This is a genomic window from Brumimicrobium glaciale (assembly GCF_004152935.1).
GTDB lineage: Bacteria > Bacteroidota > Bacteroidia > Flavobacteriales_D > Crocinitomicaceae > Brumimicrobium > Brumimicrobium glaciale.
The window spans coordinates 303,723-326,376 of record NZ_SETE01000002.1; the positions used below are offsets into that span (position 1 = coordinate 303,723).

The window sequence follows — 22,654 nt, forward strand, 5'->3', positions numbered from 1 at the left end:
CGACCATAACCAAAGCGGCGTTTTAATAAATAATGTAATAATATCAAAAGAACTTTCTGTCTTCTCTGACCATTCTTTTCAACATTGGACTAGGTCTGTAACGATCTTCTCCATACTCTTCGAAAAGTTTATTTAATTCATTCAAGACATTGTCTATACCTAATTCGTCAGCCCATTTCAATAATCCTTTTGGATAATTTACGCCTTTGGTCATTGCTAAATCGATGTCTTCTTTTGTAGCAACATTCAAGAATAAAGCATCTGCTGCTTCATTAATTAACATCACTAAAATTCGATTTAAAATTTGTTTTCCTAAAACTTCATCTTTCTTTGGGGATAATGCAACAGCATTTTCACTGTAATCGAAATAACCTCTCCCCGATTTCCTTCCTAAATAACCAGCTTCTGAATGTCGTTTTTGAGTAAACGAAGGCTTATATCTTGGATCGTAATAAAACGCTTTAAAAACAGATTCTGTAACCGTATAATTGATGTCGTTCCCAATGTAATCCATTAGCGTAAATGGTCCCATTCTAAATCCTCCAAGTGCTGTCATTGCCCAATCAATTGTCGCAAAGTCAGCTATTCCTTCTTCGTAAATGCGCAATGCTTCTCCGTAAAATGGACGTGCAACTCTATTCACAATAAAACCAGGTGTGTCTTTCGCCAAAACAGTAACTTTCTCCCAGGAATCAATGATTGATCTTGCTTCTTTTGTTACAGATTCACTTGTTTGAACCGCTGGAATAATTTCAACCAATGGCATTAACGGTGCTGGATTGAAAAAATGAATTCCAATTACACGACTTGGATTCTTTAAAATAGATCCAATTGCAGCAATTGAAAGTGAAGAAGTGTTTGATGCTAAAATGCACTTTTCATCAACTATTGATTCTAATTTTGAGAAAACAGCGTGTTTTACTTCAATATTTTCTACAATTGCTTCGATAATCATTCCTGAACCTTCGAAATCCTGCATTTCAGTAGAAAACTTGATTCTACCATAAACGCCATTTCCATATTCATCTGTCCATTTTCCTTTCTCAATCAAACGTTCAATGATTTTTCTTAGCTTTTCTTTGGCAGATTCTATTGCGTCTTTATTGACATCAACTAAAACAACCCTGTGTCCAGATTGAGCAGCAACTTGAGCAATTCCTGCCCCCATCGTTCCAGCACCTAATACACCAACTTTAATTTTACTCATTATTTTAAATTCTTTAAATATCGTTTAAACAGTATTTTATCTTCCTTTAAATTCTGGTTTACGTTTTTCTAAAAACGCTTGTGTTCCTTCTTTAAAATCTTCTGTTGAACCCGCTTCAGCTTGCAATTTCTCTTCAACATCTAATTGTTCTTTCAAAGAATTATTAAATGAAGCATTTACCGCTTTCTTGGTCAAACCATAACCTCTTGTTGGCATTTTCGCCATTTTGGAAGCCATTTTCTCAATATAAGCATCAAAATCTTCATCTGCGATTGCTTTATAAATCATGTTCATCGCTTCTGCTTCTTCGGCCAAAACTTTATCTCCTGTCATCATTAAAGCCAATGCCTTTTGCGCTCCAACTAATCTTGGCAAAAAGAATGTTCCTCCGGAATCTGGAATTAATCCAATGGCTGCGAAAGCTTGAATAAACGCTGCCGATTTTTTCGCTACCACAATATCACAAGCTAAAGCAAGGTTTGCCCCTGCTCCTGCTGCTACACCATTCACGGCTGCGATAATTGGTTTTTCAATTTCACGCAAACGCATAACGATTGGATTGTAATGTTCTCCAACGATGTTTTTCAAAGGCGGTCCATTCGGATCTGTTGCTTCTGCCAAATCTTGACCAGCACAAAATGCTTTTCCTTCTCCTGTGAGAACAATTACACGAACCGAATCATCGTCTTTACAGTCATCTAGTGCTTTTTGAACAGCGAATGCCATTTCTTGATTGAAACTATTGTATTTATCTGGGCGGTTAAACTTTAACGTTGCAACGCCATTTTCTTTTGTGAATTGTAGAACCATTTTTATTTCTTTTTTGCTAAAAATATAAAAGAATCGACCATAAATGGAACTTAGTAATTGATTTTTCAATTTATTCTCTTCATTTTTGAAGATTAATTCAATTAGACATGGTAAAAAAGTATTTCGCAGTTTTCAAACCTTATGATATGTTATCACAATTCACAGGAGATGAAAATGCTAGTTTGTTGGGTGATTTACATAAATTTCCAATCGATGTTTATCCTATTGGACGTTTGGATAAGACAAGCGAAGGCTTATTGCTTTTGACCAATGACAATGAATTTAAAAATCGTGTTTTAGATCCAATGAATAAATCCCCTAAAACATATTACGTTCAAGTGGATCACGAAATAACTCCAGAAGCTTGCAAGGAATTAGCAGCAGGAACGATTTCCATCAAACACAATGGAAAACAACACCGAGTTGCTAAAGCGGAATGTGAGAAAATAGAAACACCAAATTTACCAGAAAGAAGTGTTCCAATTCGCGTGAGAAAAGAAATTCCGACAAGTTGGATTGCTTTGACCTTAAGGGAGGGTAAAAATAGGCAAGTAAGAAAAATGACAGCCGCTGTTGGATTTCCAACCTTACGATTAGTAAGATTTTCGATTGGTGAATTTGATTTGGGAGAAATGAAACCCGGTGATGTGGTGGAAATCGATCCGAATGATGTTATTGCGGGTTGGCGGTTATAATTGAATACTGTGGCAGTTGTATAATTATAGCAATATTAAATGCTAAGCACAGCTACAGCTGCACTACTGCGGCTTACTTTTAGCTCCATAAACAATCTCTAAAATCACAACTTCTCGCTCCTCACCTCCTAAAGAAAGTCGTGCTATTTCTCCTACTTTTTTTCCAATCATGGCTTTGGCAATTGGGGCAATAAAGGCTATTTTCTTTTCTCGAATATTTGCTTCATCCACTCCTACGATTTTTAAAGTAACTGGAGTTTTTGATGAATCAATTTTATAAGTTACCGTTGCACCAAATCTTACTTCATCTAAATTTTGATCTTTAGCATCTAGAATTCTTGCAGAATTTATGCGTTCATTCAGTAAATTTAGTTTTCCGTCAATTTCGGCAGATTTCCTTCTTTTTTCTCTTTCATCAGTCTTTTCAAAATTCGACAATTCATGCAAAAGTTCAATTTTTTCAGACTTCAGTGCTTCGAAGCCTTCTTGTGTAACGTAATTTGTTACATTATTCGGTAAAGCAGCTCTAGGTGGAATAACTGGTGCTTCTTCTTGATCTCCTTCTCTAACAAATCCTCTGCTCATTTTGACTCTGTTTTATTTTGAGTGAAATCTGAATATACGGATTTTAAACTTCTGTTTATAATTCTAAGGAATTCATAATCATAAGTTTTCACAAATTGAAATAAAAAAAAGCAATTAAACCTCACTTTAATTTGTAATGTAAAAGTTGCTCTAATTGTCTTCTACTTCTGCTTATACACCTCAAACTATCGCTGTTATTTTTCAAATAAAAAATTTATGAAAAGAGCGTTTGAAAATAATTAAATGTGCTTTAATATTGACAGATAGTTTAATATAGCTTTTTTTATAAAATGTATTTATGTATTTTTAGAGTATAAATTTGAATTAACATGCGCATCACTACATTCTTATGTTTCATTATACTCTCTCATTATATGGTGGGACAGGATTTCAGAAAAACTAACTTTTCGATTAACAAGTCAAAAACTATCACTGATTTTCAGAAACAAAGTCCATATTTAGAAGTGGTCAATAATTTAGAAATGCCCTTGCCAGATGGAAACTCAACAAAATCTCATTTATTGAGACAGAAAAAGTTGAGTAAAGAATATTTTAGCACACAAAAAAAAGGTTTTCAATCTACTTATCTTAAATCAGTTGCCCAGCCAGTTGTTGGTGATTCGTTTATTCCTAGTCGATGGTACAATGGTTCAAAAAAACCAATTCCTGGAGGAATACCAAGTGACAATACCTTAGCTATTTCAAATGATGGAATCCTTATGTTATCGATGAACAGTACTGTTTGGGCTTATGACATGACTTCGGACACTACATTATTCGAAGATCAAATGATTTCATTAAAAAGTTTTGTTGCTGGAATTCCTTCTAGTAATTATTACGATCCAAAGCTCGCCTACGATTCTGAAGAAGATAGATTTGTCCTTGCTTTTCTCAAAGACAATGATCCATTGAAAAGCGAAGTTATCATGTGTTTCAGCTCCACAAATGATCCACGTGATCCATGGTTTATTTACAATTTACCTGGAAACCCGCTTAACAGCAATAGGTGGACTGATTTCCCTACTATTTCAATAACGAATGACAAAGTATACTTCACTGGAAATTTAATTGTTCCTAATGAGCCTTGGCAAACTGGATTTGATGGTTCTATCATTTGGGAAATGGATAAATTTAAGGCGTACTCTGGAGACACCACAATGCAAGCCACGCTTTATGACAACATCACTTATGATGGAAATTATCTTCGTAATCTGCACTTGATAACTGGAGCAAAAGGAAATTCGGATAAACAGTTTTTACTTTCTAACAGGAACTTTGATATTCAAAACGATACTATTTTCTTTTTAGAAATCGATAATGGATCATTACTCATTTCACCCTTAACTTCTGATGTTTCTTACGGTGTCCCACCAAATGCAAGACAGATTGATACGGATACATCTGATGCGACCAGTGGTCTTCAAACCAATGATGGACGTGTACTTGGCGGAATTCTAATAGATGATGAGATACAATTTGTAAGTAATACCATTGATCCTTCTACAGGCTATTGCGGTGTTTATCATGGCTTAATATCCAGTGTTTACAATTCTCCAATTGTTTCAGGACGTATAATTGGAGATTCTGAAAGAGATTATGGATATCCAAATATTGCATGGTCTGGAAATGAGACTTGTGATCGAGAAGTAATTATTGGATTTAATCATAGCTCATTTACTGATTACCCTGGTAATTCAACCATTTATTGTAATAATGAACGTCAATATTCACCAGTTCTCAAAATAAAAGCTGGAAGCAATTATGTAAATCGATTGAGTGGAGGCTACGAAAGATGGGGCGATTATTATGGACTGCAGCGAAAGTACAATACTGGAGAGATTTATTCTTTTGGATTTCTAGCCTTATCAAATAGTGGCAATTCAGGTTTTATGGCTCAACTATTCAGTCCAGATACCACAAGAATAAGATTGCAATTAAAAGTCATAGACTACAGTTTTTGCAATGTCGTGATAGAAGCTTCATCCATTGGAGGAGTTGCACCTTTTGAATACTCTTGGAATAACCAAAATTATTCCACTGACAATAAATTCAAAGGTGGTTGTACAAACGACACCGTTCAATGCGTAGTTAGAGATTCAAGAGGTTGTTTTGACACACTTAAATATGTTATTCCTCCAAATAATATTTCGTCAGGTAATGTTTATCCAAATCCAACATCTGATCAAGTGGCTATTCAATTTGAAATAGATCAAGCACAAATCGTTTATATTGAGATTTATGATACTGGTGGGAAATTGGTGAAGAAATTAGAAACATTACCAGCAAAAAAAGGACTTAATGAATATGTTTTTTCAATGAGTCCACTAGCAAACGGTATTTATACTGTCCTCCTTATTTCAAATGAAGAGGTTCTTCAAAAAGAGAAAATTGTTAAACAGTAAGTGAAACAGTCTTCAGTAGTGAGTAGAAAGTTTTGAGTAGAGAGTTAGGAGCAAGGAATTTTGAATTTATAGGAATTGGGATTAGAATGAAACCAATTTCATAAAAAGATCTCAATCTACTATTGTTTTCAATTAATCTATGCTTTCAAGCAATCGAATGATTATTTTTGCGGCTTATTGAAAATTTGATATGCAGCTTTCTATTTCATATAAACAAATCTTAAAAGTCGCTTTACCTTTAATGCTGGGAACGTTTATTCAGTCAATCGTTATGATTACTGATGCCGCTTTTCTTAGTCGATTCAGTACTTTAAGTTTTGATGCGAGTGGAAATGCAGGATTAATTTACGTGACATTATTCATGGGATTAACTGGATTAGGTGATGCAGCTCAAATTATCATGGCGCGACGAATTGGTCAAGGTGAAAATAAAGCTTTAAATGCCACTTTTCAATCTGCCCTTTTTGTGATTTTTTTATTTGCAATTGTATTCTTTTATTTGATTCAAAATCATGTAGGAGATATGCTCATGGGATATTCTAGAAACAAAGAATTAGCGCAAGAACAAATTAACTTCCTTTCTATTCGGTCCTACGGATTTTTCATGGGCGTTTTAATGTTGGCCCTGAATAGCTTCTTTATGGCGACTGGAAAAACATGGGTAATCATGGTCAGTACAGCATTTTTTGCTACTTCAAATATCATTTTAGATTATTTACTCATCTTCGGGTTTTGGGATATCGAACCCATGGGTGTTAAAGGGGCTGCACTGGCTTCTGTGATTTCAGAAGGATTAACTGCTTTGGTACTGTTGGTACTTCTATTTTCTTCGAAAGAACGCATAACTTACGGAATTTTCTCCAAATTCCAGGTTACACTGAAAAGTCTGCGTCGCTTATTTAACGTAGGAATGCCATTGGTAATTCAAGGTTTTTTCGCTTTAGCAACTTGGACAGTTTTCTTTACTTGGATAGAACAAATGAGTACTTATGATTTAACTGTCTCACAAAACATCCGGGCCATTTATTTTTTGGCATTTGTTCCCATATTTGGATTTGGAGCCACCACAAAAACTTATGTAGCACAATATATGGATGCCAAGGACAAAACCATCATTCCAAAAGTTGTGAAGCGGATTCAGTTCTTAACGATGTTATTTCTATTGGCAATTTTCCATGGCGCACTGCTCTATCCAGAACAATTAATTTCCATAATTAATCCGGAAGAAGCATATTTAGAAGACAGTGCTTATATATTAAGGATGGTTTTTGGTTCAATATTGATATTTGGACTTTCCACGCCTTACTTTCAAACGATTAATGGATCTGGAAATACAAGGGTCAGTTTGGCAATTGAAATTTTCGGAATGATTGTTTATATTGCCTATGCTTATTTCACTATTAAAGTATGGAACTGGAGTATCGCAGCAATATGGACTGTTGAATATCTCTACTTCATCTCTCTTGGGGCATTGTCACTATTGTATTTATCTATATTTAACTGGCGTAAAAAAGAATATTAATGAAAGAAAAGAAGGATTTGAATATCGTATTTATGGGAACCCCAGAATTTGCGGTTACGATTTTAGAAAAATTGATTTCAGAATCATACAATATAAAAGCGGTAGTTACTGCACCGGACAGACCAGCTGGACGTGGACGTAAATTGCAAGGAAGCGCCGTGAAAGATTGTGCTATTAAACATGATTTAACTGTTTTACAGCCTACTCAATTAAAGGACGAAGATTTTATTCAAGAATTACAGTCCTACAAAGCTGATTTATTTATTGTTGTTGCTTTCAGAATGCTGCCGAAAGTTGTTTGGGAAATTCCAACAATGGGTACATTTAATTTACACGGATCTTTATTGCCACAATATAGAGGAGCGGCCCCTATAAACTGGGCTGTGATAAATGGAGAAACAGAAACAGGAGTGACTACTTTTTATATAGATGAAAAAATAGACACAGGTCAAATCTTGATGAGCGATAAAATATCGATAGGTAAAAATGAAACAGCTGGTGAACTGCATGACCGTATGATGGTTTTAGGAGCACAAACAGTTGCAAACACAGTTGAATTAATTCGTTTAGGGAATGCGCAAGCAAAACCACAACCAGAAAGTGATTTAAAAGCAGCTCCAAAAATTTCAAAGCAGGATTGTTTATTGGATTTGAATCAACCTATTGAAGCAATTCATAATTTTATTAGAGGAATGTCACCATATCCTACAGCTTGGATTAAACTTCAACATAAGGAAAGTAAAGATGAAAAGACCTTGAAATTATTTCACTCCGAAGTACGCGATACTGAAAAGTATTCAGAAACGGTTTTAGTAAATGATAATAAAAGTTTAATCTTAGAAACTTCATTTGGCGCATTAACTTTAAGTGAAGTACAATTAGAAGGAAAGAAAAGGTTAGCTGCAGTTTCATTTTTAGCTGGATTTCCAATTGAGGATTGGGAAATTGTAAATTAAGCGATCCTATTCTTGATTATATTACATTCGAATTGATGTTTTTTTTGTTTTCGAATGGTGTAATTAGCCTATTTAGAAGGTGTTTTAGTCGATTAAAACTAAACTTTAGTTAGAGAAATAGTTTTTTAACATTTCATTGAAAATAAACATTAATTGATCAGATCGCCCGAAAACAAAGGAGAAGAGCAATTGTTTACCCTTATTTTGATGATTTTTTCAACATATTGTGATTTTTTTTCACTCAAACGCTTGTGAGTAGTGGATATTCCGCTATATTTGCTAGAGTATAATTTTTAACAAAAAAAAACCATAACTATGAACAAAGCAGAATTGATCGAAGCAATGGCTTCAGAAGCTGGATTGTCAAAAGCAGATTCAAAAAAAGCTTTAGACGCATTTATTAACGCAACTACAGGTGCATTAAAAGAAGGTGATCGCCTTTCTTTAATCGGTTTTGGTTCTTTCTCTATTTCTGAGCGTGCAGCTAGAACTGGAAGAAATCCTCAAACAGGAAAAGAAATTCAAATTGCAGCTAAAAAAGTTGTTAAGTTTAAAGCTGGTTCTGAGTTAGCAAGCTCTGTTAACTAGAAAGCAATTCTTTTAAAAAAATTGCAGGGAGCCCGAAAAGCTCCCTTTTTTTTGTTTAAAACTTTAATTATATGAATGAAAAGTTGCTAGAAGCGTTGTATTCTATTATTACTCCTGCTAAAATTGAAAAATTTGAAAGAATTGCTGCTGAAAGAACCCGACATGTAACAGTGGCAGTTGAAAATTTATACCAAGAACACAATGCAAGTGCGGTAATGCGCAGCTGTGATTGTTTTGGAATTCAAGATTTACACATTATTGAAAAAGACAATAAATTTAATGTAAATAAGGATATTGCACTTGGCGCTGGACAATGGGTAAATCACTATCATTATACAGATATACTTTATCCGACCACGACTTGTATTCAAACATTGAAAGACAAAGGTTACAAAATTGCCTCCACTACTCCACACACCGACGCTTATACCATAAATGATGTTCCGATTGACGAACCAATCGCATTTCTTTTTGGAACAGAACAAACTGGACTTTCAGAAAAAGCACTCGATTTATCTGACTATTATGTAAAAATCCCAATGGTTGGATTTACGGAGAGCTTTAACATCTCCGTTTCTGCTGCATTAACGATAAATACGGTGCGCACACGATTAGAAAATCAAGAAAACTTAAACTGGAAAATTTCAAAAGAAGAACAAACCGCTTTAAAGATTGAATGGTGTAAGAACATTATCAAAAATCCAGAGAATGTTGTAAAAGATTTTATGAGAAGAATTGCGCTGGAGAATGGTTAGTCTGTGATTTTAGGGTTAGATTTTATAGGTAAAAAGTTTGATATACTTAGGCAACTAAACATATTTTTCTTTGGACTCTTTACTAATGTCTCGTAGATATATTAAGTCCAGGTATAAAATTCCTGAGATTTGAATACCACTTTTTCAGTGATTTTTCATCCTTAAAATCAGAATGTTTACGTATTGGTTGAGTCATCCATTGATCAAATTCTACCTTATTAAAACGATACTTGTCAAATATAATTTTCTTATCCTCTTCTAGTTTGTCTTTGTATATAGGTTTTTCTAACTCCAACAAAACTTCATCTCTGGTCATTACACCAGAAAGAATCAAATTAGAAAAATGAGCTCTTCTCTTATCAATCCCAAATCTTGTTGGAAGAATATGACATTGATAAAATCGAGTCCAAATAGATTCCCCATGTTTCACTCGAACACGCTCCCAACCATAAATAGATTTCATTTCTTCGGAAGCTTTTTCTTTATCGTAATCTAGGTAATTGAGAATAAAAATCATCTCAATTTTTCTAATATTATAATTGAGAAATTTTTTCCATAAAGTTAGCATTGGGTAGGATTTTAAAGAAGTACCATCTCCATATTGTTTATAAATATCCATTATGTTTCTACTATCAAGCTTGTCCGTAATCCAACTGTTCGGCATTACACATTCTGTTTCGAAATTATGCCCCGTTAATATAAATGGCACATTCTTATCTCTCGCTACCTGGTAAAGTGATCCATATAAAGCATGATCTATAGGTATGTCAAGATCTATTACTCCAGCTTTTAAATAAGCTATTTGAAGTGCTCTGAATTCTTCAAAATTAACCGTAAACTCATACAGATCTACCCCAATAATATCTGTCATAGATTTGACATTATGATTTGCCTCTTCGCTATTCCATCCACTATTGTAATGCACTGCTAGAACTCTAAGTCCACAGTCTTTAAGTTTATGCAACATATAAGAACTATCAGTTCCACCACTACAACCCACAATACAATCGTAGGGATGTGATTTACCTCTTTTCTTGATTCGGTCAATAATGGATTGAAATTCTTTGTTCCAATTCTTGTATTCAACATTGCGTAAAAAATTATATTGATTACAATGATTACATATTCCTTCTGAATCGAAGGAAATATCTGAATCAGATGTATCCATAACACAGTTCTTACAAACTTTATAATTACTCATGATTTGTACATTTTCAGTCTAAGAATACAACGGTTTAATTTTTAAGATATTGCGGTCTATTATTTTCATACTTTTATAATTTTAACAAAAGATTAAAATATATTAAATGAAAGTTTAGGCTTGGTAGTTTCTGTTCTTCACCATTAAAATTTGTTCTTTTGTAACAACCGAGATGAGCACAATATCCGGAAATATAGGATCGATATTCTGGTGAACCTAAAAAAAAGCACATTGCAAAATACACCAACTACTAGGAGAAGGCCCTATAAAATATTGTCCACGAAAGATTAATTTTTCAGTTTACCTTAGAAAAAGATGGGAGTTTGTCGGATATTGGAGTATTAATAGGTAACTAAAATAACTCGATGCTGAGGCGATATTTATGATTTCAAGAATACCAAATTTGACATCTTAAATTTATGAACGTAAATATTTACGCTCACAAGTAAGGCTTCAATCAACTGTTTTTGAACAAATTATATTTAGATTTTGTATCTATTTGATGATAGTTTATACAAAATACAATGGTTTTGACGACTTCATATGCAAAACTATTATAATTGCAATACTTTAAATCATTTGAAGGAAATCATCAACACATTTTACTCCGACATCCAAAATAAGGGTAAAAAAAACTTTTCAATACTCCACGCGTAAAAAAACATATTTTACGCTAACATTGAAAATCATCCATTACTATGGTCCAAGCCCTTCACGATCCTTAACAACCAAATCGTACTTCCCCAAAACAGTACAAACATAATCCAAGAAATAATCTCAAACACTCCAATTTCGGTTATTCTTAAAATTTCCATTAACTCGGGAAACATTGCAAAGAAGGACAATTGCATTATTGTCGTTACAATTCCAATCCAAAAGAACCATTTTAATTTTCCAATTATTGCTGGAACCATAGAAATTGATGACGCTACAAAATTAGCCATTAACCAAGGCGAAAGAACTGCTGCTATTTGACCAGACAGCCTCCATTCCTCTCCAAAAACAAAGGCGAATATTGGAGCTCCCCAAATATATATTACTGTAAATGGAATTATCCCTATTAAAGTCAAGAGGATTACCGAGCGCTTTAGTAAAGGATAAATGACTTTTTTCTGAGCGAAATCAGCTGAAATTTTATTGTATAAAACTTGTCCCACAGCTACACCAATCAACAGTAATGGAATCTTTAACATTCGAAAAGAATGGTCATAAGACCCAAATAAAGAAGTACTTAAGTATAAAGTCAAGAAGAAAGCAATGATTAATTCTCTACTTGCGTCAATTAAAGAATGTGGAAGATTCACTTTAGGGAATTCTCGGTATTGTCTTGCGACAACTGCTCTACGAAGCTTCGACTTCTTGTTGTTCCTTTTATAAATCCCAAAAGCGTCAAAAACAAAAACCAAACTCCCAACAATTACTCCTAACAAAGTCGAAATTACCAATCCTATAACTCCCAAGCCGGCAATTCCAGCGAGTAACTTTGCCGTATTTGTCGTCGCTGAGGCTATTAAGGTGGAAATAGAAATATTTTTAAACCATTTCATTCGAATTGCCCAATGTCGACCAATACTTATGAAAACTGTAAAGCCAGTAATAGCGCTAATAGTTACAATGTAAAACAATAAATTATTTGATTCAGATTTGAATAACCAAAATATTCCTCCGGCTAACAATGTCAGTCCAACCGTCCACATTAAAATCCTAAGCGACAAGCGATAAATATGAAACGCATGTTCATTCTTTTTAGGTAAAGGAATCGCATGTTCATATCTTGCAGCGCCAATCACAGCGAGGAAAGCCACTATTCTCATAATGATTCCAAATTCTCCAAAATCTTCAGGAGAATATAGTCTTGTGATAAAAGGAGTAAGTAAATAACTTATCGCTTGAGCCAACACAGTTCCAGAAGAAAGCACTATTGCAGACTTGATCAACTCAGATTTTAAATTGATTTTGGAGCGCATTTATTGAATTATTAATTCAGAAAACAAGTGGATAGTATTGTTGATCGTTCTTTTATTCAAACCAAATGTCATTGACCACTTCAGAACCAGCAAATTCATTTACTCTTTGAATAATTACGGTTCTACCATAATGCAATTCATCACGCATCACTGAAGAATTCAATTTTATGTGCAGGACTTTGTTTCTGATATAGATTTTTTCAGTTCGATTGGCAATTCCTTGTCCCATCATTTCTGGCCATGCATTAATGATGTCCATTTCCTTCATTTTTCCTTCCAAGCCCCAAGCTTTCATCATTTTATCAATGATTTTATCTATTCCTTGGTCTTTTTGATTACGCTCTTTATCACTCATATAGCTGCAATTTTTGTCTCTGATTCAACAATTGTATTCTCATCAATATGAAAAGCTTTGTATTCAATTTGATTATTTTCAAAGATAGTAGCAATTCGTTCTTTGTCGGTATCTGTAATTAAAACTTGTCCGAAATCTTGATCACTCACCATTTGCATCAATCTTTCCACTCTTCCATTATCTAGTTTATCAAAAATATCATCTAATAAAAGAACAGGTTTACGGTTTAAACGAGATAAAAGCCATTCATATTGCGCCAATCTCAATGCTATTAAATAAGATTTCTGTTGACCTTGCGATCCGAATTTCTTAATTGGGTGACCTTTTATAGTAAAAATGAAATCATCTTTATGTGTTCCAACGGTTGTGTATTGTTTTCTCTGATCGCTGCGTTTTGCACCTTCTAAAAGATCTTCAAATGAATGATCAAATAATTGAGACCGGTATTCTAAACTGACCTCTTCCTTGTTATCAGATAACCACTGATAATACTTTTGAAAAATTGGAATAAATTCTTCCACGACTCTTTTTCTCGCTTTATGAATGTTATTTCCGCAGGCAACCAATTGTTCATCCCAAACACTGATACTTTCTTGATCGAAAAATCCATAGCTCCCCATGTTTTTTAAAAGCGCATTTCTTTGACTCAATACTTTTCCATATTTTATTAAATCTTGAAGAAAATCTCGGTCAAATTGGGCTATAATCCCATCCATCCATTTTCTTCTCACTTCGCTTCCTTCTAAAATCAAGTTCCTGTCATAAGGAGAAATCATCACCGCTGGAAAAAGTCCAATATGATCAGCTAACTTCTCATAAGTGACTTTATTTTTCTTAAAAACCTTCTTTTGACCTTTCTTTACACCACAATAAACAGTTTCTTGAACATTATCTTTATTCCAAGTACTTTGAATCACAAAAAAAGATTCATCAAATAAAATGTTTTGACTGTCGATTGGATTCAAGTACGATTTACACATACTTAAATAGTAAATAGCATCGAGAATATTCGTTTTACCGGCACCATTTGGACCAATGAAACAATTGATATCGGGCGATAGCGATACATCGGCTTGTTTATAATTTTTAAAATTAATCAAGCTCAATTTTGATAGAAATATATGATTACTCACCCGGTAAATATAGGGAAATTGTAAAGTATTTACAGTATTTAATGACACTTAAAAAATTAAAAATAGTTACTAACACAGGACTTTTTATAAATAGTTCGTTTTGGATGAAAAAAAAACTTATTTTTGCACTTGCTTTAAAATAGCTAATTATGAGTGAAAACATTACAAAGGAAGAAATAATCGAACAATTTAAGGGCAACAAGATCCTTAAATACTCTACAATGGTTGTAGGTGTAATTGCAGTGATAGTACTTGCTGTACTAGCATATAAGAACTTCATTTCTGGACCGAAAGAGAAGGCATCTGAAGCAGAAATTGCAAATGGTATAATGTATCTAGAGAACGATTCAACACGTTTGGCAACAGAGGAGTTTGAATATCTTACATCTGAATACGATGGATACAAAGGTGGAGAAGTAGCACAGTACGCGCTTGGAAATTTATATTTCGAGCAAGGAAACTACGAAGCAGCATTGAAGGAGTTGAAAGGTGTAAAAATCGAAGATACATATTTGATGACTTTGGCTATTGGAACACAAGGAGATTGTTATTCTGAATTAGGAGACTATAAGAACGCAGTTAAAATGTACGTAAAAGCAGCTGAACGTAAAACAAATGATGTAACTACACCAATGTTCTACTTCAAAGCTGGAATCAATGCTGAAGAAGCGGGAGATTTCTCAAAAGCAACAGAATTTTACAAAATTATCAAAAGTGATTATCTTTCATTTGCTAGTCAAAAAGGAATTGATAAATATATCACTAGAGCAGAAAACTCAGTAATTGAATAATTGTGGCTACAGTAAATAAAAACTTATCGCATTACGATAAAGACAGTATACCAAACGGTGCCGATTTCAAAATCGGCATTGTTGTTTCTGAATGGAACGAAAATATCACTTTTAACTTACTTAAAGGTGCTAAAGAAGCGTTACTAGAAAATGGTGTCAAAGAAGAAAATATTCATGTGCATTACGCTCCTGGATCATTTGAATTACCGCTTGCTTCCCAATGGTTACTTGAAAAAGAAGACATTGATGGCGTGGTGGCAATTGGTTCCGTGATTCAAGGTGAAACAAAGCATTTTGATTTTGTTTGCAATGCAACAGCTCAGGGTGTAAAAGATGTTGGATTGAAATACAATAAACCAGCTATCTTTTGTGTTTTAACAGACAACAATTTGCAACAAGCAATTGATCGTTCTGGCGGAAAGCATGGTAACAAAGGAATTGAAGCTGCCATTGCTTGCATAAAAATGGTACATTTAAAAAAATCTATTTAAAACCTTATAACGTGACCTTAATTAAATCTATATCAGGAATTCGAGGAACAATTGGTGGAAAAGTCGGTGAAGGACTTTCTCCTCTTGATGTTGTTAAATTTTCATCTGCTTACGGAACTTGGTTACAGCAGGAAAATAACGCAAAGAAGTTAACTGTTGTTATCGGTAGGGATGCCAGGATTTCTGGTCCAATCGTAAACAGTTTAGTAATTGCATCATTAAGAAGTTTAGGAATAAATGTTATTGATTTAGGCCTCTCCACTACTCCAACTGTTGAAATGGCAGTAACAATGGAGAAAGCTCATGGAGGAATTATAATTACTGCAAGCCATAATCCTAAGGAATGGAATGCATTGAAATTACTTAACGGAGCAGGAGAATTCATATCTGGAGCTGAAGGTGAAAAAGTACTAGAAATCGCAGAAAAAGAAGCATTTATTTTTGCTGACGTTGATAAACTAGGGAAACTTACAAAGAATAACGATTATATTCAAAAGCATATTGAAGCTGTTTTAAATCTTCCTTATGTAGATATTGAAGCAATTAAGAAAGCTGATTTCTCAATTGTTGTTGATGCCGTTAACTCAACTGGAGGAATTGCAGTTCCATTACTTCTAGATGCTTTAGGCGTAAAGAAAGTAGCTGGAATTCACTGTGAACCAACAGGAGTTTTCGCTCATAATCCCGAGCCTTTACCAGCTCATTTAACGGATCTTTCTGAAGCAATTTTACAACACAAAGCAGATTTAGGAATTACTGTTGACCCAGATGTTGACCGTTTAGCAATGGTTTGTGAAGATGGTACAATGTTCGGAGAAGAATATACATTAGTTGCTGTAGCTGACTTTGTTTTAGGACACAAAGGCGGTTCTACTGTTTCTAATCTCTCTTCAACACGTGCTTTACGTGATGTAACAGAGAAACATGGTCACGAATATTTTGCATCAGCTGTTGGTGAGGTAAATGTTGTTGAAAAAATGAAAGCTGTAAATGCAGTTATTGGTGGTGAAGGAAATGGAGGAGTTATTCTTCCTGAATTACACTACGGACGTGACGCATTGGTTGGAATTGCACTTTTCTTAACGCATTTAGCAAACAAGAAAATGACTGCTTCTGAATTAAGAGACAGTTACCCAAAATATACGATCTCAAAGAACAAAATTCAGTTAACTCCTCAAACAAATGTTGATCAGGTGCTTGTTGAAATGGCTAAGAAATACAGCAAACAAGAAGTAGATTCAACTGACGGAGTAAAAATTTATTTTGATAAAGAATGGGTACACTTACGTAAAAGTAACACGGAACCTATCATCAGAATTTATGCTGAAAGCGAGAACGAATCAAAAGCAGACCAATTAGCTAAGGAAATTATGGCTGAAATTGAAAGTATATTGTAATCATTTATTTTCATAAGATTACAAGAATAGAAATTTTTAAAAATTCTATTTTAAATACTTAGTCTGGTTTTTAGTTAATTTGCACAATTAAATAATAAGTCACTTTTTTAGACTTAAAGAACAATACACAACAATGAGAGTTTATTTAGACAATGCTGCAACTACACCAATTGCTCCTGAAGTTTTTGAAGCAATGGTACCTTTCTTAAAAAATGAATTTGGAAACCCATCTTCTACTCACTCTTTTGGTCGTCAGGCTAAAGGAACAATTGAGACTTCAAGAAGAAAAGTTGCTAGTCTAATTCACTCAAAACCTTCTGAAATTATTTTTACTTCTGGAGGAACTGAAGCCGATAATATGGCTTTTAGCATAGCCATTAATGAATTAGGCGTTAAAAGAGTAATTACTTCTGAAATTGAGCACCATGCTGTTATTCATACTGCTGAAGATGTTTGTAAAAAGAACGCTTTAGAATTCGCTTTGGTAAAATTACTTCCAAACGGACATGTCGATTTAGCACATCTTGAAGAACTTTTGGCCAATAGCGATAAAAAAACATTGGTTTCATTAATGCATGGAAACAATGAAATTGGAAATTTACTTCCTTTAGAACGTGTAAGCGAGATTTGTCGTAAATACAATGCTTATTTTCATTCAGATACTGTGCAAACAATGGCACATTACAATTTCGATTTAAGCAAATTAGACATTGATTTCATCACTGGAGCGGCACATAAATTTCATGGACCGAAAGGAGTTGGGTTTTTATACATCAAGAATAACATCAAAGGTTTACCATTTATTCACGGAGGTTCTCAGGAACGCGGTTTAAGAGGTGGAACAGAGAATTTATATGGAATTGTAGGTTTAGCTAAAGCAATGGAAATTGCTTATGAAGATTTAGAAGCCCATCAAAACCATGTTCAAGGATTGAAATCGCACATGATTAGTGAATTGAAGAAGAACATCGATGATGTTGGATTTCATGGAGATATTAAACCAGAAAATAGTCTTTACACTGTCATAAATGTTTGCTTGCCTAAAACAAGTAAGTCAGCAATGCTCTTGTTTACGCTCGACCTAAAAGGTGTAGCATGTTCTGGAGGTTCGGCTTGCACATCAGGAAGCGCCAAAGGTTCACATGTTTTAGAAGGAATTAAAGCAGATACTACAAAACCAAACGTGAGGTTCTCATTTTCTCGATACACAACAAAAGAAGAAGTTGATTTCGCAGTTACAGTTTTAAAAGAAGTGTTTGAAAAGGAATTAGTTGATTAAATTAACACTCTATGTTATTTAATAGTATAGTATTTCTATTTGCATTTCTGCCGTTACTATTAATTCTATATTATTTAACTCCAAAAAAATATAGGAACTACACCATTTTACTGGCTAGTTTACTATTTTATGCATGGGGAGGTGTTTCTTACACGTTAATTTTAATTGGCTCAATTCTGGTTAATTACCTATTTGTAAAACAGATTGAAAAGAATAATTCATTAAAGAAAACTTGGTTAATTATTGGTTTGATAGTGAACATTCTCATTATCGTACTTTTTAAATATTTAGATTTTCTAATTGATAATATTAACATCGTTGGAACTGCAATAAATTCAGATTATTCAGCAATTCCATTTCAGAATATCGTTTTACCCTTAGGAATTTCATTCTTTACTTTCCAACAAATGTCTTTGATTTGGGATGTGTATAGAAATGAAAACACCGAGAAAACTACACTTTCAAACATTGCCCTTTACATTAGTTTATTTCCACAACTAATCGCTGGACCTATTGTAAGGTACAATGACATTGTTGGCCAAATTAAACACAGGGTTTCTTCCTTCCCTCTTTTTCGATCAGGAATTCAACGCTTTGTTCTCGGATTATTTAAGAAAGTAATCATTGCTAATACTTGTGGAGAATTAGCAGATAACATTTTCAATAGTTCTTTTGATTCCCTAGACACTCCAACAGCTTGGTTGGGAATAATTGCTTATTCTCTTCAAATTTATTTCGATTTCTCTGGATACTCAGACATGGCCATTGGATTAGGGAGAATGTTTGGATTTAAAATTCTTGAGAACTTTAACTTTCCATATATTTCTAAAAGTATTCAAGAATTTTGGAGAAGATGGCATATATCTTTGTCCACATGGTTCCGCGATTACGTTTACATTCCATTAGGCGGAAACAGAGGAGGTCCATACAAAACCTATTTCAATTTGATAACTGTATTCTTCCTCACTGGAATCTGGCATGGAGCGACTTGGAGTTTTGTTATTTGGGGACTATTTCATGGTTTTTTCTTAATCATGGAGCGTTTAGGATTTAAAACAATCTTAGATAAACTCCCAAAAGGTATTCAATGGTTTTATACCATTCTTGTAGTAATGATTGGATGGGTTTTATTTCGAGTAGAAGTCTTCTCTGATGCGCTTGATTATATTGCAACGCTTTTCAGCTTTCAACTGTCAGAAAACATGAATTTCTTAACTTATTTAAATAATGAAAGGATTTTAATCTTGTTATTGGCAATACTTTCAAGCTCTTTGTTTTTCCTCAAAATCAAAGAATTCTTGATAAAAAGAAAACTATTTCAAAAATTTGCATTTCAATCATTCATGGATTTTGGTGTGGTAGCGCTTTTACTCATTTGCATTATTTATATAAATTCTGGATCTTACAGTCCTTTTATTTATTTTAGATTCTAAGATATGAAGGAAAATAAATTCATTAAATATCAGCTCACTATTCTATTTCTCTTGATTATAATGGTGCCGTTTTTCTTCAACATTTCTGGTGTTAAAGGCTTTGATCGTAAAGATGAGAACAGGACCTTCAGCGATTCCGTGTCTTTAAACATCAACAAATTAGACAATTTCCCCGGAGATTATGACGCTTATGCCAAGGATAATTTCTTTTTCAGAACTCCAATGTTGAATTACTTTCATCAAATGAAATTTAATATTTTCAACATTTCACCACATCCTGAAAAAGCGATAATAGGAAAAGACGGTTGGATGTTTAAATCTGGTAGAGAAATAGATATTATCAATGGCAATTCTGATTTTTCGCCTGAAACACTGGATTCTTTTTCAAATGAATGGAAAGAAAGAATGCGCTATTATGAAGAGCTGGATATTCCTGTATTTTGGATCATTGCGCCTATAAAGCAACGAATTTATAAAGACAAATTGCCTTATAGTGTTTTTGTTTCTGAAACAAATAGAATTGAATCACTTAAAGCGCATTTTAAGAAAGATTTCCCAAATTTAATTATTGATCCAAGTGATTTATTAAAGGCGAAGAGAGACAGTTTTAAGGTTTACTACCAATTAGATAATCATTGGAATGATCGAGCTGGCTATTACATCAGTAATCTATTAATAGAAAAATTAAGAGCTGAGTTTCCAACGAAAACCATTCTTGATATTCCTAAGATTACATGGGAAATTGATGAAAATCATAAAGAAGGATTCCACCATCGTGTTATGGGAATTGATGAATTAAGTGAAATTAATGAAACTGCGGTAATAGATAATCCACAAGCCAAGGAAGCAAAAAAATATGGATTTGAAAGTATAAAAGGTTTTGCTTATCCGTGGGATTATGAAAATCGATTTATCAATAAGGATTTAGATAATGGTATAAGAGTGCTCTTTATTCGTGATTCGTTTGCCTTAGCGCTACGTCAATTTTTAAAAGAAGCATTCAAAGAAAGTGTGTTCATTTTTGATGCGTGGCAATTCAAAGTGAATGAAGAAATTGTAGAGAGAATGAAGCCTGATGTGGTGGTTTATATTGGACTGGAAACGAACATTGAAAACTTCTTGAAAGATTATGAATAAAAAAAACGTGATTGGTTTGTGTTTTATGTGCAGTAGGCTTGCGCTATTAGCGCATGCCTACAGCGCATAAAACACAGCGCAAACACATAGCAGATTTGTAAAACACAAACCAACCCTATTTTTTAAACCTTATTTCTTTTCTCTTAACCAATATGTTCCTAATTTATTTACTTCGTATGTAAACTCATAACGCGGCGACTCAATTGTTCCCATCTTAGCGTCGATACTCATCAATTGATCACCTCTTGCGATTATCAAATTGAATTCATCATCTACAGCCAATTTACCTAAGAAATCTTGAAGGTCACTAACACCAACTCTAAATCCGTTAAAGGCAATTATTTCATCGTTTGGAGAAATCCCAGCACGCTCAGCAGCACTATTCGACTGAACTCCATTTACGATTAATTTTCCTTCATTATTAGACATTGTAATTCCTAATGAAGTTCTAGTTTCTCTTATTTGTTCTATTTTCAATCCTAAGTCCTTGAAGTAAGTAGCATAAGGAATTGTTTCTGTTCCATAAACGTATTTCTTAAAGAATTCATCCAAGTTATCACCTAAGAAATCTTCTAAAGTAGTTTTGAATTGAGCAGGCGTCATTCCTGTATTGTCTTCTTCGTAAAACTTAGAATATAGTACTTGCATAAACTCATCCAATGACTTTTTACCTTTCGTTTTCTTGATAATCATCGCTTCAATTGCATGGGCCAATAAGCCTCCTTTTGAATAGTACGAAATATTTGTGTTTCTACTGTTTTCATTTGGACGGTAAGACTTTATCCAAGCGTCATAAGAAGAGTGTGCAACTGGTTGAATGTTGTTTCCTGGTGTTCCTTCCACATAATTGATTGTGCTCTTAAAAACATCCATGTATTCTTGTTCAGTATAAAAACCAGCTCTTCTTAAAATCAATTCATCATAATAAGAGGTGAATCCTTCCATTACCCATAGTAAATCTGTGTAGTTTTCATTGCTGTAATCGTATTCAACAAGATTCGCTGGACGTAAACGTTTCACATTCCAAACGTGGAAATATTCATGGGCAACCAAAGAAAGAAATTTATTGTAGTTTTCTGGCCCATAAGTCCATCTGTTTACATTTAAAGTTGTAGAATTCATGTGCTCCAATCCTCCGCCTCTGCTGTCTGTGTTGTGAATGATGAACCAATATTCTTTGTTTGGATTTTGTCCAAAAACAGCTGTGGTTGATTCAACAACCTTTGCCATATCTACTTTTAATTTTTCTATATCGTAATTTCCAGGTCCATACATTGCGACATTGTGCTTTATTCCAGCAGCTTGAAAGCTAAACAATTCTTGATTTCCTATCTCGATTGGTGTATCTGCAAGTTGTTCAAAGTTTTCAAAAACAAAAGTCTCCGCATTGTTGTCATTACTAAATCCTTCTTTTGATTTTTCTAAAGGAGCTGTAATGGTTTTAAAAGATGAATGAGGAATGATGGTTAAAGTTCCACCTAAATCTGTGTGACCTTCAGGGAATGTAAAAATGGTGGTTCCGTTAAGATAACCATGTGTTTTATCTAAAAATGAAGTTCTTACTGTTAATTCAAAAGAATAAACTTCATAATTTACAGTGACTTTTTTGGAATTTCCTTTATTAATTTCCCACTTATTTTTGCTCACTTTTTGAACAGAAAGATCATTTCCATTTTCGTCTTTTGCACGAACAAGATTCACATTTTTAGGAAATTCTCTCACTAAATAAGATCCTGGAGACCAAACTGGCATAACAATAACCAATTTTTCTTCCTTAAAATCAGTAAGTGTAGTTTCTACATGAAAGTAGTGGGTTTCGGGAGCGGGCATTGAAAGTTCGTGATGTACTTTTTGACCTAAAACTGTTCCGCTAAACAATAAAATTAAAGCAAGTAAATTGTAAATTTTCATAATATATCATTGAATTTTCTCAAATATACGATTTACCCA

General features: G+C 33.8%; 20 protein-coding genes. 12 read left to right on the forward strand and 8 right to left on the reverse strand.

Annotated elements, in window-relative coordinates:
* Positions 1–43: 43 nt before the first annotated feature.
* Both ERX46_RS04995 and ERX46_RS05000 read right to left on the reverse strand, forming a co-directional pair.
* Positions 44–1,207: a 3-hydroxyacyl-CoA dehydrogenase NAD-binding domain-containing protein gene (locus tag ERX46_RS04995; RefSeq protein ID WP_394345103.1), complete on the reverse strand. Its 1,164-nt coding sequence runs from the start codon at positions 1,205–1,207 to the stop codon at positions 44–46.
* Positions 1,208–1,243: 36 nt separating this feature from the next.
* Complete coding sequence (locus ERX46_RS05000; RefSeq protein WP_130092743.1) at positions 1,244–2,017, reverse strand: enoyl-CoA hydratase-related protein; 774 nt, start codon at positions 2,015–2,017, stop codon at positions 1,244–1,246.
* Positions 2,018–2,124: 107 nt separating this feature from the next.
* Here ERX46_RS05000 and ERX46_RS05005 point away from each other — a divergent pair, with 107 nt between their 5' ends.
* A complete protein-coding gene (locus ERX46_RS05005; protein WP_130092744.1) occupies positions 2,125–2,712 on the forward strand; it encodes a pseudouridine synthase in 588 nt (195 codons plus the stop codon).
* A gap of 63 nt (positions 2,713–2,775) precedes the next feature.
* Here ERX46_RS05005 and ERX46_RS05010 read toward each other — a convergent pair whose 3' ends face one another.
* Positions 2,776–3,297, reverse strand: a complete 522-nt coding sequence (locus ERX46_RS05010; protein ID WP_130092745.1) for a GreA/GreB family elongation factor — start codon at positions 3,295–3,297, stop codon at positions 2,776–2,778.
* 329 nt (positions 3,298–3,626) lie between these two features.
* Here ERX46_RS05010 and ERX46_RS05015 point away from each other — a divergent pair, with 329 nt between their 5' ends.
* The 5 genes from ERX46_RS05015 to ERX46_RS05035 all read left to right on the forward strand — a co-directional run bounded on the left by ERX46_RS05015 (position 3,627) and on the right by ERX46_RS05035 (position 9,520).
* Positions 3,627–5,699, forward strand: coding sequence for a T9SS type A sorting domain-containing protein (locus ERX46_RS05015; protein WP_130092746.1), 2,073 nt, complete (start codon positions 3,627–3,629; stop codon positions 5,697–5,699).
* A 190-nt stretch (positions 5,700–5,889) separates the two neighbouring features.
* Positions 5,890–7,221, forward strand: coding sequence for an MATE family efflux transporter (locus ERX46_RS05020; protein WP_130092747.1), 1,332 nt, complete (start codon positions 5,890–5,892; stop codon positions 7,219–7,221).
* Positions 7,221–8,177 (forward strand): methionyl-tRNA formyltransferase, encoded by a 957-nt coding sequence (gene fmt, locus ERX46_RS05025; protein ID WP_130092748.1) that lies wholly within the window; start codon positions 7,221–7,223, stop codon positions 8,175–8,177. Before ERX46_RS05020 ends, fmt begins: the two co-directional genes overlap by 1 nt.
* Positions 8,178–8,492: 315 nt before the next feature.
* Positions 8,493–8,765 (forward strand): HU family DNA-binding protein, encoded by a 273-nt coding sequence (locus ERX46_RS05030; protein WP_130092749.1) that lies wholly within the window; start codon positions 8,493–8,495, stop codon positions 8,763–8,765.
* Between the two features lie 71 nt (positions 8,766–8,836).
* Positions 8,837–9,520 (forward strand): TrmH family RNA methyltransferase, encoded by a 684-nt coding sequence (locus ERX46_RS05035; RefSeq protein ID WP_130092750.1) that lies wholly within the window; start codon positions 8,837–8,839, stop codon positions 9,518–9,520.
* A gap of 82 nt (positions 9,521–9,602) precedes the next feature.
* Here the strand turns inward: ERX46_RS05035 and ERX46_RS05040 are convergent, their stop codons facing one another.
* The 4 genes from ERX46_RS05040 to recF form a co-directional block, all read right to left on the reverse strand.
* Positions 9,603–10,721, reverse strand: coding sequence for an N-acetyl sugar amidotransferase (locus ERX46_RS05040; protein ID WP_130092751.1), 1,119 nt, complete (start codon positions 10,719–10,721; stop codon positions 9,603–9,605).
* 686 nt (positions 10,722–11,407) lie between these two features.
* A complete protein-coding gene (locus ERX46_RS05045) occupies positions 11,408–12,688 on the reverse strand; it encodes a lipopolysaccharide biosynthesis protein (RefSeq protein ID WP_130092752.1) in 1,281 nt (426 codons plus the stop codon).
* Between the two features lie 52 nt (positions 12,689–12,740).
* Positions 12,741–13,043 (reverse strand): DUF721 domain-containing protein, encoded by a 303-nt coding sequence (locus tag ERX46_RS05050; protein ID WP_130092753.1) that lies wholly within the window; start codon positions 13,041–13,043, stop codon positions 12,741–12,743.
* Complete coding sequence (recF, locus tag ERX46_RS05055) at positions 13,040–14,149, reverse strand: DNA replication/repair protein RecF (protein WP_317127177.1); 1,110 nt, start codon at positions 14,147–14,149, stop codon at positions 13,040–13,042. The genes ERX46_RS05050 and recF overlap by 4 nt, the downstream gene beginning before the upstream one ends.
* Before the next feature lie 176 nt (positions 14,150–14,325).
* Between recF and ERX46_RS05060 the strand changes: the two genes are divergently transcribed.
* From ERX46_RS05060 to ERX46_RS05085, 6 genes are all read left to right on the forward strand, one after another.
* Complete coding sequence (locus ERX46_RS05060; protein WP_130092754.1) at positions 14,326–14,967, forward strand: tetratricopeptide repeat protein; 642 nt, start codon at positions 14,326–14,328, stop codon at positions 14,965–14,967.
* A 2-nt stretch (positions 14,968–14,969) separates the two neighbouring features.
* The gene (gene ribH / locus ERX46_RS05065) at positions 14,970–15,458 is read left to right on the forward strand and encodes a 6,7-dimethyl-8-ribityllumazine synthase (RefSeq protein ID WP_130092755.1); all 489 of its coding nucleotides are present in this window, start codon (positions 14,970–14,972) and stop codon (positions 15,456–15,458) included.
* A gap of 11 nt (positions 15,459–15,469) precedes the next feature.
* Complete coding sequence (gene glmM / locus ERX46_RS05070; protein WP_130092756.1) at positions 15,470–16,855, forward strand: phosphoglucosamine mutase; 1,386 nt, start codon at positions 15,470–15,472, stop codon at positions 16,853–16,855.
* 133 nt (positions 16,856–16,988) lie between these two features.
* A complete protein-coding gene (locus ERX46_RS05075) occupies positions 16,989–18,134 on the forward strand; it encodes a cysteine desulfurase family protein (protein WP_130092757.1) in 1,146 nt (381 codons plus the stop codon).
* An 11-nt stretch (positions 18,135–18,145) separates the two neighbouring features.
* Positions 18,146–19,567 carry an MBOAT family O-acyltransferase gene (locus ERX46_RS05080; RefSeq protein WP_130092758.1) on the forward strand — a complete coding sequence of 474 codons (1,422 nt, stop codon included), beginning with the start codon at positions 18,146–18,148 and terminating at the stop codon, positions 19,565–19,567.
* Positions 19,568–19,570: 3 nt separating this feature from the next.
* Entirely contained in the window at positions 19,571–20,704 is a 1,134-nt protein-coding gene (locus ERX46_RS05085; RefSeq protein WP_130092759.1) for an alginate O-acetyltransferase AlgX-related protein, read from the forward strand.
* Between the two features lie 129 nt (positions 20,705–20,833).
* Here ERX46_RS05085 and ERX46_RS05090 read toward each other — a convergent pair whose 3' ends face one another.
* Positions 20,834–22,615: a M61 family metallopeptidase gene (locus ERX46_RS05090; RefSeq protein WP_130092760.1), complete on the reverse strand. Its 1,782-nt coding sequence runs from the start codon at positions 22,613–22,615 to the stop codon at positions 20,834–20,836.
* Positions 22,616–22,654: the final 39 nt, after the last annotated feature.

Excerpts from the sequence above, each read along its gene's own strand:
- ERX46_RS04995 (WP_394345103.1), bottom strand. The coding sequence starts at position 1,207 with ATGAGTAAAATTAAAGTTGGTGTATTAGGTGCTGGAACGATGGGGGCA.
- ERX46_RS05000 (WP_130092743.1), bottom strand. The coding sequence starts at position 2,017 with ATGGTTCTACAATTCACAAAAGAAAATGGCGTTGCAACGTTAAAGTTT.
- ERX46_RS05005 (WP_130092744.1), top strand. The coding sequence starts at position 2,125 with ATGGTAAAAAAGTATTTCGCAGTTTTCAAACCTTATGATATGTTATCA.
- ERX46_RS05010 (WP_130092745.1), bottom strand. The coding sequence starts at position 3,297 with ATGAGCAGAGGATTTGTTAGAGAAGGAGATCAAGAAGAAGCACCAGTT.
- ERX46_RS05015 (WP_130092746.1), top strand. The coding sequence starts at position 3,627 with ATGCGCATCACTACATTCTTATGTTTCATTATACTCTCTCATTATATG.
- ERX46_RS05020 (WP_130092747.1), top strand. The coding sequence starts at position 5,890 with ATGCAGCTTTCTATTTCATATAAACAAATCTTAAAAGTCGCTTTACCT.
- fmt (WP_130092748.1), top strand. The coding sequence starts at position 7,221 with ATGAAAGAAAAGAAGGATTTGAATATCGTATTTATGGGAACCCCAGAA.
- ERX46_RS05030 (WP_130092749.1), top strand. The coding sequence starts at position 8,493 with ATGAACAAAGCAGAATTGATCGAAGCAATGGCTTCAGAAGCTGGATTG.
- ERX46_RS05035 (WP_130092750.1), top strand. The coding sequence starts at position 8,837 with ATGAATGAAAAGTTGCTAGAAGCGTTGTATTCTATTATTACTCCTGCT.
- ERX46_RS05040 (WP_130092751.1), bottom strand. The coding sequence starts at position 10,721 with ATGAGTAATTATAAAGTTTGTAAGAACTGTGTTATGGATACATCTGAT.
- ERX46_RS05045 (WP_130092752.1), bottom strand. The coding sequence starts at position 12,688 with ATGCGCTCCAAAATCAATTTAAAATCTGAGTTGATCAAGTCTGCAATA.
- ERX46_RS05050 (WP_130092753.1), bottom strand. The coding sequence starts at position 13,043 with ATGAGTGATAAAGAGCGTAATCAAAAAGACCAAGGAATAGATAAAATC.
- ERX46_RS05060 (WP_130092754.1), top strand. The coding sequence starts at position 14,326 with ATGAGTGAAAACATTACAAAGGAAGAAATAATCGAACAATTTAAGGGC.
- ERX46_RS05075 (WP_130092757.1), top strand. The coding sequence starts at position 16,989 with ATGAGAGTTTATTTAGACAATGCTGCAACTACACCAATTGCTCCTGAA.
- ERX46_RS05080 (WP_130092758.1), top strand. The coding sequence starts at position 18,146 with ATGTTATTTAATAGTATAGTATTTCTATTTGCATTTCTGCCGTTACTA.
- ERX46_RS05085 (WP_130092759.1), top strand. The coding sequence starts at position 19,571 with ATGAAGGAAAATAAATTCATTAAATATCAGCTCACTATTCTATTTCTC.
- ERX46_RS05090 (WP_130092760.1), bottom strand. The coding sequence starts at position 22,615 with ATGAAAATTTACAATTTACTTGCTTTAATTTTATTGTTTAGCGGAACA.